Genomic DNA, 16,353 nt, shown 5'->3' on the forward strand with positions numbered 1-16,353 from the left:
TCTGAGGAACGCCGCATGACCACCGCCCTGGAACCCGCCCTGTCGGTACGCCAGGTCCTCACCCTGGACCGGGTCCTCGCCGGAGAGCCAGAGGTGGTGGCCGGGGCCGGGCAGCTCGACCGGCCCGTCCGCTGGGTGCACGTCGCCGAGGCCCCCGACGTGGGGGTCATGCTCAGCGGGGGCGAGATGGTCCTCACCACCGGGGTCCTCCTCGCCGGTGACGAGGAGGCGCAGGCCGAGTACATCCGGTCCCTGCACCGGGCGGAGGCCGCGGCGGTCGTCCTCGGCCTGGGCCGGGCCTTCCCCACGCCGCCCGAGGTGATGCGCCGGGCGGCGGAGCGGTGCGGACTGCCCATGGTGGTGCTGCACCGGCCGTTCCCCTTCGCCGAGCTGACAGAGGAGGTCCAGTCCCGGCTCGTACGGCGCAAGTTCGCCGCCGTGAGCCTCTCCGAGGCCGTGCGGACCGCGCTGACCGGCCTCATCACGGCCGGCGCCCCGCTGCAACGGCTGCTGGACGAGATCGCCCAGCACGCGGGCTGTCCGCTGGTCGTCACCAACCTCGCCCACCGCGTCCTCGCCACGGCGGGCGAGCGGTCGGCCGTCGACGACGTGCTGCGCGACTGGGAGCGCATCTCACGGCAGGCGGGCGGCACCGAGGGCGACGGCTGGATCCGCGCCGAACTGGGCGGACGCGGGGAGCGCTGGGGCCGGATCGTGCTGTGCGGCCACCGCGGCGACACGGCCACGGGGCGGCTCCTCGCCGACCGGGCCGCCGAGGCGCTCGTCCTGCACCGCATGCTCGGCGGCACCGCGCACAGCTGGGAGGAGCAGTCCGCGCAGAGCCTGCTGACCGATCTGGTCTCCGGTGTCGTACCGGCCCGGCAACTGCTGCCCAGGGCGCGGGCGGCCGGGCTGCCGGTCAACCGCCGGACGTTCGTGCCGCTCGTCGTGGGCGACGGGGACCCCTCCCAACTCGACCGGGTGCTGCGGATGCTGGGCCTGTCGGGGCTCGTCGCCGAACTCGCCGAGGGCGCGACCGCCGTCCTGCTGAGCCTCGCCCGGGACCAGGACGCGCAGGCGCTCGCCGCGCACTTCGCGACCCGGCTGCGGTCGGAGTCCGGGGGACGCCGGACGGTCGTGGCGGCGGCCGAGCCGCGCATCACCTGGGAGGAGGTCCCGGCGGGACTGCGCGAGGCGCGGCACGTCGCCGACGCCGTCGCCCAGTCGGCGACCGGGCTCGACCTGCCCGTCGTCGTACGGCTGCGGGACGTCCATCTGCGGGGCCTGATCCGGCTGCTGCGGGACGATCCGCACGTCCAGGCGTTCGCCGAGCGGGAGCTGGACGGGCTGCTGTGCGGCGACCGCCACGCCGAGCAGGACCTGCTGCCGGTCCTGCGGACCTATCTCGCCACCGGCCGCAACAAGTCGCACACCGCCCAGCTGCACCACGTCAGCCGGCCCGCCCTGTACCGCCGCCTCGAAGCCATAGAGGCCCGGCTCGGCGTCGACCTCGACGACTTCGAGCAGGCCGCGTCCGTGCACATCGCCCTCCTCGCGCACGACGCGCAACAGGGCTGAAACATGCCGGGACCTGCGAAAACAGCGGTGAAACATGCGCCCACGAAGAGGTGACACGGTGGAACGCGAAGCGGCTCCAGACGTGACACCGTGCAACTCAAACCGCTCCGCGCGACTTCCTAGGCTCGCCGCACACCGAGTGACCGGAGGTCCCGATGAGCAGAGTCATCCGCGCAGCCATCTTCCAGACGGCCTGGACCGGCGACAAGGAATCGATGATCCAGGTCCACGAGCAGGCGGCCCGCGACGCGGCGGCGCAGGGCGCCCAGGTCATGTGCTTCCAGGAGCTGTTCTACGGTCCCTACTTCTGCCAGGTCCAGGACAAGGCGTTCTACGAGTACGCCGAGCAGATCCCCGACGGCCCCATCGTCAAGCGCTTCCAGGCGCTCGCCAAGGAGCTGAACCTCGTCCTGGTGCTGCCGATGTACGAGGAGGAGCAGCCGGGTGTCCTGTACAACACGGCCGCAGTGATCGACGCGGACGGCAAGTACCTCGGCAAGTACCGCAAGCACCACATCCCGCAGGTGCCCGGCTTCTGGGAGAAGTTCTACTTCCGCCCCGGCAACGCGGGCTGGCCCGTCTTCGACACGGCGGTCGGGAAGATCGGCGTCTACATCTGCTACGACCGTCACTTCCCGGAGGGCTGGCGGGCGTTGGGCCTCGGAGGAGCGGAGATCGTCTTCAACCCGTCGGCCACCTCGCGCGGACTGTCCCGCTACCTGTGGCAGTTGGAGCAGCCGGCGTCGGCGGTCGCCAACGAGTACTTCATCGGAGCGATCAACCGGGTGGGCGTGGAGGACCTCGGCGACAACGACTTCTACGGCACGTCCTACTTCGTCGACCCGGAGGCCCAGTTCGTCGGCGAGGTGGCGAGCGACAAGGAGACCGAGCTGGTCGTCCGCGACCTCGACCTCGCCAAGCTCCGCGAGGTCCGGGACCGCTGGCAGTTCTTCCGCGACCGCCGCCCGGACGCGTACGCGCCTCTCACGGCGCCGTAGCGAAGCCTCCCCCGCGCCCCGTGCTGTTCGAAGGGGCGCGGGGCCGCACCACCTTGCGGCTGCCGCCGCCCGGGCGCGACCAGCCACGAACGACCGGCACTTTCCCGACAACCGAACGGAGCGTGACCGAATGAGCGGCCGTACAGTCATCCGCGGCGGTCTCGTCATCACAGCCTCGGATGAGATCCACGCCGATGTCCTGATCGAGGACGGCCGCGTCGCCGCCCTCGCCGCCAGTGGGACATCGGCCGCCCAGGGATGGGAGGCCGACCGCACCATCGACGCCACCGGCAAGTACGTGATCCCGGGCGGCGTCGACGCCCACACCCACATGGAGCTGCCCTTCGGCGGCACGTTCGCCTCGGACACCTTCGAGACCGGCACCCGGGCCGCCGCCTGGGGCGGCACCACGACGATCGTCGACTTCGCGGTGCAGAGCGTGGGCCACACCCTCCGCGAGGGCCTCGACGCCTGGCACGCGAAGGCGGAGGGCAACTGCGCCATCGACTACGCCTTCCACATGATCGTCTCCGACGTGAACCAGGACACGCTCAAGGAGATGGACCTGCTGGTGGAGGAGGGCGTCACCTCCTTCAAGCAGTTCATGGCCTACCCGGGCGTCTTCTACAGCGACGACGGCCAGATCCTGCGCGCCATGCAGCGCTCCGCCGACAACGGCGGCCTGATCATGATGCACGCGGAGAACGGCATCGCCATCGACGTGCTGGTCGAGCAGGCGCTGGCGCGCGGCGAGACCGACCCCCGCTACCACGGCGAGGTCCGCAAGGCCCTGCTGGAGGCCGAGGCCACCCACCGGGCCATCAGGCTCGCCCAGGTCGCCGGCGCCCCCCTGTACGTCGTGCACGTCTCGGCGATGGAAGCGGTCGCCGAGCTGGCCAGGGCACGCGACGAGGGGCTCAACGTCTTCGGCGAGACCTGCCCGCAGTATCTGTTCCTGTCCACGGACAACCTCGCCGAGCCGGACTTCGAGGGCGCCAAGTACGTGTGCAGCACGCCCCTGCGGCCGCGCGAGCACCAGGCCAAGCTGTGGCAGGGCCTGCGCACCAACGACCTCCAGGTGGTCTCCACCGACCACTGCCCGTTCTGCTTCGTCGGGCAGAAGGAACTCGGCCGCGGCGACTTCTCCAGGATCCCCAACGGTCTGCCGGGCGTCGAGAACCGGATGGACCTGCTGCACCAGGCCGTCGTCGACGGGCGCATCTCGCGCCGCCGCTGGATCGAGATCGCCTGCGCGACCCCGGCCCGGATGTTCGGCATGTACCCCAAGAAGGGCACGATCGCGCCCGGCGCCGACGCCGACATCGTCATCTACGACCCGCACGCCGAGCAGGTCATGTCCGCCGAGACCCACCACATGAACGTCGACTACTCGGCGTACGAGGGCAAGCGCACCACCGGCCGGGTCGAGACGGTCCTCTCGCGCGGCGAGCCGGTCATCACCGAGCGGGAGTACACCGGTCACGCCGGGCACGGTGTCTACACCCCCCGCTCCACCTGTCAGTACCTCAACTAGGAGCGGAGCAGATGGACTTCGGACTCGTCCTGCAGACCGACCCGCCGGCCTCGCGTGTCATCGAGCTGATGAAGCGCGCCGAGGACAACGGCTTCACCCACGGCTGGACCTTCGACTCCGCCGTGCTGTGGCAGGAGCCGTTCGTCATCTACAGCCAGATCCTGTCCCAGACCACGAGACTGAAGGTCGGCCCGATGGTCACCAACCCGGGCACCCGCACCTGGGAGGTGACCGCCTCGACCTTCGCCACGCTGAACGACATGTTCGGCAACCGCACCGTCTGCGGCATCGGCCGCGGCGACTCCGCGATGCGCGTCGCGGGCCGCACCCCGAACACCCTGGCCCGCATCAGCGCCGCCATGAAGGTCATCCGCGCCCTCGGCTCGGGCCAGGAGGCCGACCTCGGCGGCACCGTGATCCGCTTCCCCTGGATCAGGGAGGACGCCGAACTCCCGGTCTGGATGGCCGCGTACGGGCCCAAGGCACTGAAGATGACGGGGGAGGAGGCCGACGGCTTCATCCTCCAGCTCTCCGACCTGTACCTCACCGAGTACATGGTCAAGGCGGTCAAGGACGCGGCCGTCGCCGTCGGACGCGATCCGTCCGAGGTGAAGATCTGCGTGGCCGCCCCCGCCTACATCACCGAGGACGACTCGCCGGAGGCGCTCGCCCACGCCCGTGAGCAGTGCCGCTGGTTCGGCGGCATGGTCGGCAACCACGTCGCCGACCTGGTCTCCAAGTACGGCGAGCACTCCGCGGCCGTACCGGAGGAGCTCACGGACTACATCAAGGCCCGCGAGGGGTACGACTACTCCCACCACGGACGGGCCGACAACCCCGACACGGCGTTCGTCCCCGACGAGATCGTCGACCGGTTCTGCGTCATCGGCACCCCCGACATGCACATCGCGAAGCTGAACGCGCTGCGGGACCTGGGCGTCGACCAGTTCGCCGTGTACGACATGCACGACGCGCAGGAGCGGGTGATCGACGTGTACGGCTCCACCGTCATCCCCGCGATCACCGGCTGACCTGGGGTTCCCTGCTCGGTCGGCTCCTGCCACAATCCGGAACGCTTCGCTCCGTCACGACCCCCCACACCTTGACTCCCTCCCCGCTCCCCCGGGGAGGGCCCAAGGCCCGCACGGCCTTTCTCTCCCGTCCCGCCTCCCTGATTGGCCTGCCCATGACCGAAACAGTTCCCCCGGGGTCGCCGATGGCCCAGTCCGCCGACTCGTCCGGCCGGATCGAGCTGGCCCCCGAGGCCTTCCCCGCCGACAGTCCCTTCGCCAACGAGGACCTGCGCCCCGTACCCGTCTCCGAACGCAGGTGGACGACGTACAACTTCGCGGCGCTGTGGATCTCCATGGCCCACTGCATTCCCAGCTGGACCCTGGCCTCCGGCCTGGTCGCCCTCGGCATGGACTGGAAGCAGGCCGTCTTCACCATCGCCCTGGCCAACGTCATCGTGCTGCTGCCGATGCTGGCCACCGGGCACGCCGGACCCAAGTACGGCATCCCGTTCCCGGTGCTGGCCCGCGCCTCGTTCGGTCTGCGCGGGGCGAACATACCGGCCATGATCCGGGCGGCCGTGGCCTGCGGCTGGTTCGGCATCCAGACCTGGATCGGCGGCAGCGGCATCTTCGCCCTCGGCTCCAAGCTCACCGGCGGTCAGTGGGAGACCGCCGGGAAGATCGCGGGCAACCCCTGGCCGCTGTGGCTCTGCTTCGTCCTCTTCTGGGCGCTCCAGATCGCGATCATCTACCGGGGCATGGACTTCCTGCGGCACTTCGAGAACTGGGCCGCGCCCTTCGTGATCGTCGGCGCCTTCGTGCTGCTCATCTGGATCGCGGTCAAGGCGGACGGCTTCGGCGCCCTGCTGGACCAGCCGTCCAAGCTGGGCTGGGGCGCCGACTTCTGGCCTGTCTTCTTCCCCTCCCTCATGGGCATGATCGGCTTCTGGGCCACCCTCTCGCTGAACATCCCCGACTTCACCCGCTTCGGCGCCAGTCAGAAGGCGCAGACCTGGGGACAGTCCCTCGGTCTGCCCACGACCATGACGCTCTTCGCGATCCTGGCCGTCCTCGTCACCTCCGGCTCCGAGGCCGTCTACGGCGAGGCGATCTGGGACCCGGTCACCCTCGCCGCCAAGGCCGACAGCACCTTCGGTCTGCTCTTCGCCCTGATCACCGTGCTGATCGCGACGATCTCGGTGAACATCGCGGCGAACGTGGTCTCCCCGGCCTACGACCTCGCGAACCTCGCTCCGAAGCTCATCAACTTCCGCACGGGCGCCCTGATCACGGGTGTCGTCGGCATCCTGATCTTCCCGTGGAAGCTGATCTCCACACCCGAGTTCTACATCTTCACGTGGCTCGGCGTGGTCGGCGGACTGCTCGGCACGGTCGCGGGCATCCTCATCGCCGACTACTGGATCATCCGGCGCACGGTCCTGCACCTCGCGGACCTGTACACGCCGGGCGGCCGCTACTGGTACTCCTCCGGCTGGAACTGGCGGGCCATCGTGGCCTTCCTGGTCGGCGGCGTCCTCGCGGTCGGCGGCTCGTACTCGACCGTGTCCGCGGAGGGGGTCTCCTCGGGCCCGTTCCCGGAGGACGGCCTCATCCCGCTCCTCAAGCCGCTGGCCGACTACGGCTGGGCGGTGGGCCTCGCCGCGTCGATGCTGGTGTACGTGGCGCTGATGGCGGGGGAGCGGGAGAAGGCGAGAGCGACCGTCTGAGCCGGCGCCTCTGACCGCGGTGGCGGTGGTCGTGCCGGAGACATGCCCCTACCGGGCACCCTCCAGTGCGGCCACCGCCTCCTTCGCGGCCTTGATGGCGCCCTTGTTGATCTCGTCGGTGCCGGGCGCCTTCTGCGACTCGAAGTCGCTGCCGTTGTAGGTGACGACCACCAGGGCGTTGGCCACGCGCGCGTACACCACGCCCTCGCGTGTCTGCTGCTTGTCCTCGGTGGTGAGGTTCACGACCGAATAGGCCCCGTCGCCCAGACCGGGCACCGCGCCGCCGCCGCTCTTCTGCGACATCCGCTCCTTGTAGGTGCTTTCGGCCTTCGCGTCCGTTTGGTGAATCTCGTACGAGATGTCGAGCCAGCGGTAGTCGTAGCCCTTGAGCGCGTTCCAGGAGCAGGTGCGGCGCACGGACTCGTCGGTCGACGCTATCTCCTTGCCGGCCGTCTTGGCGCCCGGAACAAGGGATTTGACCGTTTTCGCCGTGACGGCGCCGCAGGGCGCCGGTGCTTTGGCGTATGTCCTGGTCGCCGCGGACGTGGCCGGCGCGGACTCGGTTGTGGAGATGGGCCCGGAGGCGGTGTCCCGCGTGGACTCCTTCCCCGCCGGGCTCGTGTCCGACGAACCGGACGACAACGCCCAGCCTGCCGTGGCGAGTACGGCGACCGGAAGCAGACGCACGGTGAGGGCGAGCGGCAGAGGGAGATCACGCACAGCGCACTTCTCGGGGTCGAGGCGGCGGTACCGCCGGTCGGTGGGGTACGTCAGTGTCACACGACTGCCTGTGGGGCGAAAGTGCGACCTCGCTCCGTGTATACGTGGTGACCGGCCTCCACCGTTCAGCGAGTGGCGACTTCGCGGAGTCACGGCTTCTGCCCGGCGCCCGTGCCAGGATCGGTCCGTGATCCCGATACCGGGCCGTACGGTCTCCCGTGTGTCCCTCGCCGCCGCGCTGGTCGTGGCCGTCGGTGGCTGTGGTCTGGCGGAGGAGATCGACCGCGAGGTGAACCCCGACCGGGCCGTGCCCTCGACGGCGGCCCCGTCCGCCGCACCGGGGTTTCCCGGCGGTGTGCACACGGACGAGCTGCGTCGTGCGCGCACCGACGCCGTCTCGGCGCACGGGCGCCACCCGCACTCGGCGGACGACCCCGTCTTCACCACCGCCTACTTCGCCGACCCCGCCGAAGTGCCGGGCGAGTTCGACGCGGCGGGGCTCGCGTGCGAGGGCCAGTACGGCCTGGAGGGCGTCGCCTGGCCGATGGGGGACGTGGAGGAGTGGCTGGACGACCCCGAGCGGAGGAAGGCCGTTCCGGCGGCGACCCGGCGCATCGAATCGGAGCCGTCGCTGCTCGGCGCGAGCGGGCATGTGCTGACCGTGGGACGGCGTGCGTGAAGCGCTTCTGACGGGGCCTCGGGGGACGCTGCGTACGATCGGCGGACGATCGTCGTGCTGTGAGGAGTCCGCCCGTGTTCACCACTCGACCGACGCTCCAGGGGACCTTCGGCATGGTGTCCTCCACGCACTGGCTCGCGTCGCAGTCCGCGATGGCCGTCCTGGAGGACGGCGGCAACGCCTATGACGCGGCCGTCGCCGCCGGTTTCGTCCTGCACGTCGTCGAGCCGCACCTCAACGGGCCCGCCGGGGAGGTCCCCCTCATCCTGGCCACCGCTGACGGCGAGGTGCGGGTGCTGTGCGGACAGGGCGTGGCGCCCGCCGGGGCGACCATCGAGCACTACCGGGGACTCGGTCTGGACCTCGTCCCCGGTACGGGCCCCCTGGCGGCCGCCGTGCCGGGCGCGTTCGACGCCTGGATGCTCCTGCTGCGCGACCACGGGACGAAGGACCTCGCCGACGTCCTGAAGTACGCCATCGGGTACGCGGAGGACGGTCACGCGCCCGTGGAGAACGTCGGGGCGACCGTCGAGTCGGTGCGCGACCTCTTCGAGAAGGAGTGGGTGTCCTCGGCGGAGGTCTACCTGCCCGGCGGACGGGCGCCCCGCCCCGGCGAGCTGTTCCGCAATCCCGCCCTGGCCGCGACCTGGCGGCGGCTGCTCGCCGAGGTGGAGGGAGCCGGGGACCGCGCGGCCCGGATCGAGGCGGCGCGGGAGGTGTGGCGCTCCGGCTTCATCGCCGAGGCCCTGGTACGGCAGGCCGGCCGGCCCACCATGGACACCAGCGGCGAACGGCACTCCGGCACGCTCACCATGGCCGACCTGGCCGCCTGGTCCGCCTCGTACGAATCCCCGGCCACGTACGACTGGAACGGCTGGACCCTGTGCAAGGCGCGCCCCTGGAGCCAGGGCCCCGTGCTCCTCCAGCAACTCGCCCTGCTCCCGCCCGACCTGCCCGCGTACGGGTCGGCCGCCTACGTGCACCTGCTGATCGAGGGCTGCAAGCTCGCCATGGCGGACCGCGAGGCCTGGTACGGGGACGCGGCACCGGTTCCGCTGACCGAACTGCTGTCCGACGCGTACAACACCGAGCGGCGGGCGCTCGTCGGCGACAGCGCCTCGTACGAGCTGCGGCCCGGCAGTCCCGGCGGGCGCACCCCCCGGCTGAGCGCCCACGCGAGCGTGGTGGCCACCGGCGAACCCGGCTTCAACCCGATGGGGGTCGGTGAGCCCACGGTCGCCAGGAGCCCTCGGCCGCCCGTGCCGGGGGAGCCCGAGACCGCGGCGGACGGGAGCACCCGGGGCGACACCTGCCATCTGGACGTCGTCGACCGGTGGGGCAACATGGTCGCGGCCACACCCAGCGGAGGCTGGCTCCAGTCCAACCCCGTCGTCCCCGAGCTGGGCTTCCCGCTCGGCACCCGGCTGCAGATGACCTGGCTGGACGAGGGGCTGCCGAACTCGCTCACCCCCGGCCGCCGGCCCCGCACCACGCTCACCCCCTCGCTGGCGCTCCGCGACGGGGTGCCCGTGCTGGCGTTCGGCACCCCCGGCGGCGACCAGCAGGACCAGTGGCAGCTCCACTTCTTCCTCGGTGTCGCCCTGCGCCCACCGGTCCGGGGCGGCCTCGACCTCCAGGGCGCCATCGACGCCCCGAACTGGCACACCGACGGCTTCCCCGGCTCCTTCTACCCGCGCGGTATGCGCCCCGGCAGCGTCACCGTCGAGGACCGCATGCCCGCGCGGGTCGTCGCGGAACTGCGCCGGCGCGGCCATGACGTCACCGTCGGCGAACCCTGGTCCGAGGGCCGCCTCTGCGCGGTCGCGCGCGACCCGGAGACCGGAGTGCTGTCGGCGGCGGCGAACCCGCGGGGCATGCAGGGGTACGCGGTCGGGCGCTGAGCGGGGCTTCGTCGTTACCCGGCCACGCTGTTCATGGTGATTCCATGCGGAGTGCACCGGCCGGGTGGGGATTGTCAGCGGTGCGTGCTGTGATGGAGGCATGATCGAAGACAGCGAAACCATCGACGAGTTTCTCGCCCGGCACGCCTCCGACGTCGAAGAAGCGATGCGCAAGGCCGCCGCCGCCGAGATCATGCCGCGCTGGCGGCAGCTCGCCGCGCACGAGGTCGACCAGAAGAACGGCCCGCACGACCTCGTCACCGATGCCGACCGCAAGGCCGAGCTGTATCTGACGGAAGTGCTGCCCGCGCTGCTGCCCGGCTCGGTCGTGGTCGGCGAGGAGGCGGTCCACGCCAACCCGGCGTCGTACGAGGCGATCCGCGGCGACGCGCCGGTCTGGATCGTCGACCCGGTGGACGGTACCCGGCAGTTCGTGCGCGGCGAGCCCGGCTTCTGCACGCTCGTCGCCCTCGCCCTGGACGGGGTGGTGCGCGCCTCCTGGACGTACGCGCCCGCGCTCGACCGGCTCGCCGTGGCGATACGCGGCCGGGGGGCCACGCTGGACGGTGAGCCCCTGCACGCCGGTCCACCCGAGCCCGGCCGTGACCTCGACGTGGCCACCTCCCATCCGGACTACACCTCGGAGGGGCAGAAGGCGGCGCTGCTGGGCCTGTGCACGGAGGGCGTCGCCCCGCGCCCGTGCGGGTCGGCGGGGCTGGAGTACCTCGCCATCGCACGGGGGCGGTTGGACGCGGTCGCGTTCTCCTGGGAGGCGGCCTGGGACCACGCGGCGGGCCTCCTCCTCGTCGAGGAGTCCGGCGGCGCCCATCTGACCCTCGCGGACGAGCCCTTCCGGATCACCGGCGGCAACACCCTGCCGTTCACCGCGGCGCGGGACGCGGCCACGGCTCGCCGGGTGCGGGGGTTGCTGTCGGCCGGAGCCTGAGCTGCAGTCCGGGGCATGGGCCCGGTTCCAGGGAGAAGCGGATCGTGACGACCTCGAACTCGGTCACCGTGCCGACCGCAGGCCAGTCCTCGGCCTCCCTGGGGAGGTGGAGCACATCCACGAACGCTCCCACGGGCCGTCCGATGTCCACGACCATACCGGTCAGCCCCGGCCCCCAGGGCAGTGCGGACACCGTGCCCGTGAGCCGGGCGCCCTGGGGGAGCGGCCCCGTGTCGTAACGGCTGAGGTGCCGGTCCCGCAGGGCCGCCCCCCACGCCTGGGCGAACGCCTCCTCCGTGACGGGAACCGCCTCCGGCGGCTCCTCGACGGGCCCCTCGTCGAGGACGCCGTACACGGCCTCGTAGAGCCGGCCGGCGAGCGGGCCGTGCTTCTCGCGTGTCGCTGTCAGGTACGCCCACGACGCGGCGACCGACGCGGCGCCGTGCGTCTCGTCCGGGCGCTTCGTGAGCCACTCGGGCAGCGGGGGCGGTTCCCGCCGGCCGTCGAAGGTCGCCTGCCGCAGTACCCGCCCGTCGTCACCGACCTCGAACCAGTGCCGCAGATCCTGTTCGGGGTCGGTGAAACGGAACCGGCGAGTCATTCGGCGCAGCCTACCCAGGCCCTTGGCCGTCGGTGGTCGGGCATATCCTGATCGCAGGTTCGCCGCCGGGCGGAAGCCCGTCCGCGGCGCCTGATGGCCATCGGCTGACGAAGGGGTCCGAACGTGCCGGCGATGCTCGACGCGGTGGTGGTGGGGGCGGGGCCGAACGGCCTGACGGCTGCCGTGGAGCTGGCCCGCCGCGGGTTCTCCGTGGCGGTGTTCGAAGCCAAGGACACGGTCGGCGGAGGTGCCCGCACCGCCGAGCTCACCCTGCCCGGCTTCCGGCACGACCCCTGCTCGGCGGCCCACCCCCTGGGCGTCAACTCGCCCGCGTTCACCGGGATGCCGCTCGCGCGCTACGGCCTGGAGTGGCTGCACGCCGAGCTTCCCATGGCGCATCCGTTCCTCGACGGCTCGGCGGCGGTGCTGTCGCGCTCGGTGGGGGAGACGGCCGCCTCCTTCGGGCCGCGGGACGCGGGCGCGTACCGCAGACTGGTCGAGCCCTTCCTGCCCAGGTGGGACACCCTGGTGCGGGACTTCATGTCGCTGCCGCTGTCGGCGCTGCCCCGCGACCCGGTCACCCTCGCCCGCTTCGGCCTCGCCGGACTGCCCCCCTCCACCTGGCTGATGCGCCGCTTCAGGGACGAGAAGGCCAAGGCCCTGTTCTCCGGGCTGGTCGCCCATGTCATCGCCCCGCTCGGAGGGCTCGCCACCGGCGCCGTGGGCCTCGTCTTCGCGCTGGCCGCGCACGCCGCCGGCTGGCCGGTCGCCCGCGGCGGCTCCCAGGCCATCTCCGACGCGCTCACCGCCTATCTCAAGGACCTCGGCGGCACCGTCCACACCGACTACGAGGTCAAGCGGCTCGACGACCTGCCGCCCGCCCGCGCCTATGTCTTCGACACCTCGCCCACCGCCCTGGCCCGGATCGCGGGCTTCGGGAGCTTCTACGAGTCGTACCGGTACGGCGCGAGCGTCTTCAAGATCGACTACGCGCTGGACGGCCCGGTGCCCTGGACCGCGGAGGAGGCGCGCCGCGCGGGTACGGTCCAGGTGGGGGCGAGCAAGGCGGAGATCGGCGCCGCGCTGGACGCCGCCTCCCGGCACGGCCACGCCCCCGACCGGCCGTTCCTGATCACCGTGCAGCCCAGCCTCGTCGACCCGTCCCGGGCCCCCGAGGGCAGGCACGTCTTCTGGGCGTACGGCCACGTCCCCAACGGCTGGACCGGGGACCTGACGGACACCGTGGAGCGCCAACTGGAGCGCTTCGCCCCCGGGTTCCGGGACCGGGTCCTCGCCCGCGCCACCGCCGGACCGCCCGAACTCGCCGCGCACAACGCCAACTACATCGGTGGTGACATCGCCTGCGGCGCCGCCTCCGGCCTCCAGCTGCTGCTCCGCCCCCGACTCACCCTCCACCCGTACCGGACCCCGCACCCGGCCGTGTTCATCTGCTCGTCGGCCACGCCGCCCGGCCCCGGAGTACACGGCATGTCGGGGCACAACGCGGCCAAGGCGGTATGGCGGAGACTGCGTCAGGAACTCTGAACTCCCATAGCGCATAGAGCAGTTCATCGGTAGGCGGTATCAAGTCACGGAACGAGAAAGGTCTTCACGTTTTCTCCATGTGAATGTTCAAGCGGCAGAGGTAGGTTGCCGCCATGAAAGATCGGAGAGTGGATTTCCGCTCCGGCTCGCGGCCTGCCGTGAGTCTTGCTGATCTCGCTCAACTCGTCCGTGCCCCGGCCGCGTTGAGCGTGCCGGGTGACGTCCTCGCGGGCGCCGCCGCCGCAGGCCGTCCACTGAGCGCGGCGACGCTGGGCGTGATGGGCTCGTCCGTCTGCCTCTACTGGGCCGGCATGGCCCTCAACGACTACGCCGACGCCACGATCGACGCGGTCGAACGCCCCGAGCGGCCCGTCCCCTCGGGGCGCGTCCCCCGCCGTACCGCCCTCTCCGTCGCCGGCGCGCTCACCGCCGCCGGTCTCGGGCTCGCCGCCGCCTCGGGCGGCCGCCGCAGCTTCCTGGGAGCGCTGCCGCTGGCCGGTGCGGTCTGGGCGTACGACCTGAAGTTCAAGTCCACCCCGGCGGGAGCGGCCGCCATGGCCTCGGCCCGGACCCTGGACGTCCTCGCGGGCGCGCTGGCGGCCGGGCGCCCGGGCGGAACCGGTGAGGCACTGCTGCGCGGGGCCGTCCCGGCCGCGCTCGTCGGCGCCCATACGTACACGCTGTCCGCCCTCAGCCGCCATGAGATCTCCGGCGCCCCCGCCCGGGTGCCCGCCTCCACCCTCGCCGCCGCCACGACCACGGCCCTCGCGACGGCGGTCCCCGCCGTTCGTACGGCGATCGCCTCCTCACGGGAAGGCCGGTCGAACAGCCCCGCGGCACCCTCGTCGGGGCACACGGCCGGCACCCCCGCCCGGCGGATCTCGCGGTGCCTCGGCACCACCCCCGCCGCACGGTCGGCCGTCACCCGCGCCGCCGTGGTCGGGGCCGGAGCCCTCGCCTACCTCGGCAGCTACGGCACGGCCCAGCTCCGCGCCGTACGGGAGCCCTCGGGCCAGAACGTCCGGCGGGCCGTCGGGGCCGGAATCCTCGGGTTCATGCCCCTCCAGACGGCGCTGACGGCGCGCAGCGGAGCCACCGTCGCGGCGGCGGCCCTCGGCGTCGCCCACCCCTTGGCCCGGCGGCTCGCCCGCCGCATCTCGCCCACCTGAACCAGAACCAGAACCAGAACCAGAACCAGAACCAGAACCTGGACCTGGACCTGGACCTGGACCTGAAAACGGACCAGCACAAGCCTCCGCAGGAGCAGACGCCGGCATGACCGCGCCCCCCACCCCCCTCAGATTCGGTTACGGCACCAACGGCTTCACCAACCACCGGCTCGGCGACGTCCTCACGGTCCTCGCCGACCTCGGCTACGACGGCGTCGCCCTCACCCTCGACCACGGACACCTCGACCCCTACGCCTCCGACCTGCCCCGGCGTGTCGCCGAGATCGCCCGAGACCTCGACCGGCACGACCTCGAGGTGACGGTCGAGACCGGCGCGCCCTATCTCCTCGACCCCTGGGGCAAGCACCACCCGACCCTGATGTCCGACGCCGCCGAGCGCCGTGTCGACCTGCTGCGGCGGGCCGTACGCATCGCCGCCGACCTCGGCTCACCCACCGTCCACCTGTGCAGCGGCCCCGCGCCGGACGACGGGCTGCCGGAGCGGGACGCCTGGAAGCGGCTCGCGACCGGCATCGAGACCGTCCTGGAGACGGCCGAGGAGTACGACGTCTCGCTGGCCTTCGAGCCGGAGCCGTACATGTTCGTCGACACCGTCGAACGGTGCCTGGAGCTGGCCGAACTCGTCGGTGGGCACGAGCTGTTCGGAATCACCCTCGATGTGGGGCACGCCCACTGCGTGGAGGAGCGGACCGTCCTGGAGTGCGTGCGGCTGGCCGCGCCGAGACTGCTCAACGTGCAGATCGAGGACATGCGGCGAGGCGTCCACCAGCACCTCGAATTCGGCGCCGGTGAGATCGACTTCCCGCCCGTGCTCGCCGCCCTGCGGGACCTCGACCACCGCGGACTGGTATCCGTGGAGATCCAGGGCGGCTCGCTCGACGCCCCCGACGTGGCCCGCCGCTCCATCGAGTTCCTGCGCGCGGCGGCCGCCTGACCCCCTTCCGTCACCTCCTGCACCTTCCTTCGCCCCGCATCTCCTCCACCCCCCACCGGAGGCTGTTCCGCCATGGCGTCCCTCGGCATGCCCGCACCTCTGCTCCCCGACCCCCGAAGCGCTCTGTCCCGCCATCCACTCGAACCGGCCGCCCGCTCCTGGCTCGCCGACGCGGAGGCCCGCGTCGCCGCCCGGCCCGCCGCCGTGCGGACCCTGTTCCCCGCCGCCCGCAGACACTGCGGACGCGGCCGGCTGGACGCCCACTGGACCGCCGACGAGGCGGCCCGCGCCGTCCTGCTCATGGCCCTGCCCCTCACCGGCGAACCCCTCGCCGCCGAACTGGCGGGCCTCTACCGCCACGGCGACCCGGCCGAACAACGGGCCGTCCTGCGGACCCTGCCCCTGCTCGACGCGGCCACCGCGGATGTGCCCCGGCCCGAGCACGACCCCGACCCCGAGGCCGAGACCGAGGCCGAGGCCGATGCCGAGACCGGGGCGGAGGCTCTGGCCGTGACCGATACAGCGGCCGGCGGTGAGCCCCTGGCCGACCGCGCCCTCCCCCTCGTCCGCGAGGCCCTGCGCGGCAACGACAGCGGTGTCATCGAGGCCGCCCTCGGACCGTACGGCGCTGCCCGCCTCCCGGACGCCGAGTACCGGCAGGCCGTGCTGAAATGCGTCTTCCAGGAGATCCCGCTCGACCGGATCACCGGACTCGACACCCGTGCCGACGGCGAACTCGCCCGCATGCTGGCCGACTTCGCACACGAGCGGGTCGCCGCGGGCCGGGACGTCCCCCTCGACATCTGGCCCGTCGTCCGGGCCCACCCCGCCCGTACCGCCCTCGCCGAGAAGCTCACCGCCGAGACCCGGGCCGCCGCGTCCGAACGCCGCGAGGCAGCCGAACGCGCGCTGGAGGCACTCCGGTAGACCCGCGGGCCTCACCCACTCGCCCTGCTCGCCGAAGAACCCGAGGAGACAGACGAGACC

Annotated in this window: 14 protein-coding genes; 12 read left to right on the forward strand and 2 right to left on the reverse strand. The window is 72.1% G+C overall.

All coding sequences use genetic code 11. The features are described 5' to 3' along the window. The first annotated feature begins 15 nt into the window (after positions 1-15). The 5 genes from AC067N_RS04415 to AC067N_RS04435 all read left to right on the forward strand — a co-directional run bounded on the left by AC067N_RS04415 (position 16) and on the right by AC067N_RS04435 (position 6,850). Positions 16-1,578, forward strand: a complete 1,563-nt coding sequence (locus AC067N_RS04415) for a PucR family transcriptional regulator (protein WP_478677389.1) — start codon at positions 16-18, stop codon at positions 1,576-1,578. 155 nt (positions 1,579-1,733) lie between these two features. Beyond that, positions 1,734-2,576: a nitrilase-related carbon-nitrogen hydrolase gene (locus AC067N_RS04420; RefSeq protein ID WP_478677390.1), complete on the forward strand. Its 843-nt coding sequence runs from the start codon at positions 1,734-1,736 to the stop codon at positions 2,574-2,576. A 130-nt stretch (positions 2,577-2,706) separates the two neighbouring features. Then, on the forward strand, positions 2,707-4,110 hold the full coding sequence (hydA, locus tag AC067N_RS04425; protein WP_478677391.1) for a dihydropyrimidinase: 1,404 nt from the start codon (positions 2,707-2,709) through the stop codon (positions 4,108-4,110). Positions 4,111-4,121: 11 nt separating this feature from the next. Next, entirely contained in the window at positions 4,122-5,141 is a 1,020-nt protein-coding gene (locus AC067N_RS04430) for a TIGR03842 family LLM class F420-dependent oxidoreductase (RefSeq protein WP_478677392.1), read from the forward strand. Between the two features lie 155 nt (positions 5,142-5,296). Then, positions 5,297-6,850 (forward strand): NCS1 family nucleobase:cation symporter-1, encoded by a 1,554-nt coding sequence (locus AC067N_RS04435; protein ID WP_478677393.1) that lies wholly within the window; start codon positions 5,297-5,299, stop codon positions 6,848-6,850. Between the two features lie 48 nt (positions 6,851-6,898). Here the strand turns inward: AC067N_RS04435 and AC067N_RS04440 are convergent, their stop codons facing one another. Further along, the gene (locus AC067N_RS04440) at positions 6,899-7,570 is read right to left on the reverse strand and encodes a hypothetical protein (RefSeq protein ID WP_478677394.1); all 672 of its coding nucleotides are present in this window, start codon (positions 7,568-7,570) and stop codon (positions 6,899-6,901) included. A 187-nt stretch (positions 7,571-7,757) separates the two neighbouring features. On the opposite strand from AC067N_RS04440, the gene AC067N_RS04445 reads away from it, so the two are divergent. From AC067N_RS04445 to AC067N_RS04455, 3 genes are all read left to right on the forward strand, one after another. Next, positions 7,758-8,249 carry a hypothetical protein gene (locus tag AC067N_RS04445; protein WP_478677395.1) on the forward strand — a complete coding sequence of 164 codons (492 nt, stop codon included), beginning with the start codon at positions 7,758-7,760 and terminating at the stop codon, positions 8,247-8,249. Positions 8,250-8,323: 74 nt separating this feature from the next. Further along, positions 8,324-10,150 (forward strand): gamma-glutamyltransferase family protein, encoded by a 1,827-nt coding sequence (locus AC067N_RS04450; protein WP_478677396.1) that lies wholly within the window; start codon positions 8,324-8,326, stop codon positions 10,148-10,150. A 100-nt stretch (positions 10,151-10,250) separates the two neighbouring features. Next, a complete protein-coding gene (locus AC067N_RS04455) occupies positions 10,251-11,096 on the forward strand; it encodes an inositol monophosphatase family protein (protein ID WP_478677397.1) in 846 nt (281 codons plus the stop codon). Here the strand turns inward: AC067N_RS04455 and AC067N_RS04460 are convergent. After that, entirely contained in the window at positions 11,032-11,697 is a 666-nt protein-coding gene (locus AC067N_RS04460; protein WP_478677398.1) for a hypothetical protein, read from the reverse strand. The genes AC067N_RS04455 and AC067N_RS04460 overlap by 65 nt on opposite strands. A 132-nt stretch (positions 11,698-11,829) precedes the next feature. Between AC067N_RS04460 and AC067N_RS04465 the strand changes: the two genes are divergently transcribed. The 4 genes from AC067N_RS04465 (at position 11,830) to AC067N_RS04480 (ending at position 16,293) form a co-directional block, all read left to right on the forward strand. Continuing rightward, positions 11,830-13,242 carry a phytoene desaturase family protein gene (locus tag AC067N_RS04465; RefSeq protein ID WP_478677748.1) on the forward strand — a complete coding sequence of 471 codons (1,413 nt, stop codon included), beginning with the start codon at positions 11,830-11,832 and terminating at the stop codon, positions 13,240-13,242. A gap of 113 nt (positions 13,243-13,355) precedes the next feature. Then, positions 13,356-14,411, forward strand: coding sequence for an SCO3242 family prenyltransferase (locus AC067N_RS04470; protein ID WP_478677399.1), 1,056 nt, complete (start codon positions 13,356-13,358; stop codon positions 14,409-14,411). A 106-nt stretch (positions 14,412-14,517) separates the two neighbouring features. Next, the gene (locus AC067N_RS04475; RefSeq protein WP_478677400.1) at positions 14,518-15,366 is read left to right on the forward strand and encodes a sugar phosphate isomerase/epimerase family protein; all 849 of its coding nucleotides are present in this window, start codon (positions 14,518-14,520) and stop codon (positions 15,364-15,366) included. Between the two features lie 87 nt (positions 15,367-15,453). Then, a complete protein-coding gene (locus tag AC067N_RS04480) occupies positions 15,454-16,293 on the forward strand; it encodes an EboA domain-containing protein (protein WP_478677401.1) in 840 nt (279 codons plus the stop codon). The last annotated feature ends 60 nt before the right edge of the window (positions 16,294-16,353 follow it).

The organism is Streptomyces sp. NPDC042364, assembly GCF_056437585.1.